The sequence below is a fragment of the Nocardia sp. TBRC8007 genome, from assembly GCF_056629435.1.
In genome coordinates this window covers 1-970 of sequence record NZ_JBWSOR010000104.1, presented here as the reverse complement: position 1 = coordinate 970, position 970 = coordinate 1, and the positions used below count along the sequence as shown (strand labels likewise).

The window sequence follows — 970 nt, the reverse complement described above, 5'->3', positions numbered from 1 at the left end:
TGCCCCGTCGACGTCGGCGAACACCGTCCGCAGGCTTTCGTGTCGCCCCACCACATCGGTGAGCGCCGCCCGCAATGCCGCCACGTCCACCGTGCCCGTCAGCCGCATCCCCAGCGGCATGTTGTAGGTGGCCGAGGGGCCTTCGAACCGGTGGAGGAACCACAACCGTCGCTGCGCGAACGACACCGGTATCGGCTCCGGCCGCTTTGCCACCGCCAATACCGGCCGTACTGTGGTTTCGTCGTCGAGGCGGGGGGCCAGCCGGGCGACGGTGGGGGCGTCGAACACCACCCGGATCGGCACCTCGACCCCCAGGACGGTCCGGATCCGGCTCACCAGCCGGGTCGCCAGCAGGGAATGTCCCCCCAGGTCGAAGAAGTCGTCGTCGATCCCGATCCGGGCCACCCCGAGGACGTCCCCGAACAGCTCGGCCAGCGCCTGTTCGCGTGCCGTGCGCGGCGCCCGATACCCCACCCCGGACACGATTTCCGGGTCCGGTAACGCCGCGCGGTCGAGTTTCCCGTTCGGGGTCAACGGCATCGCCTCGACCGATACCACCACGGCCGGGACCATGAACTCCGGCAGCCGGTCGGCCGCGAAGCGGCGCACGTCCGCGGTCAGCAGGCCCGCCTGCGGATTGTTGGTATCGCGGGCGGGGTCTTTCCGCACCGCCGGTGCCGCGAACACCTCGGTGAGGTGTTTACCGTGCGCGAGCGTGGCGTCGACGAATACCGCGTCCATGCACCCCGCGTGCGTCGACCACGTCACCGCGGTGGTGAACCCCAGTCGCGTGCCGAGGGCATACAGGTCCTCCGGGAGCAGTCCCACACCGGCGCGGTCGCCGCAGGGGGCCGCGATCTGTTCGAACCCGATTCCACCGAGGCCGATTCCACCGAGGCCGGGGCTGACCGGCTGCCCCGCACGCAGCCGCTCGACCGCGCGAACGTCGTCGACCAAACCCAGATGGGGG

General features: G+C 70.8%; 1 protein-coding gene. It reads right to left on the bottom strand.

The window, feature by feature from the left end; genetic code table 11:
• Positions 1 to 970, bottom strand: a 970-nt coding sequence (locus ACX4ZE_RS22795) for a phosphopantetheine-binding protein (protein WP_480275512.1), incomplete at both ends; no start/stop codon positions are given.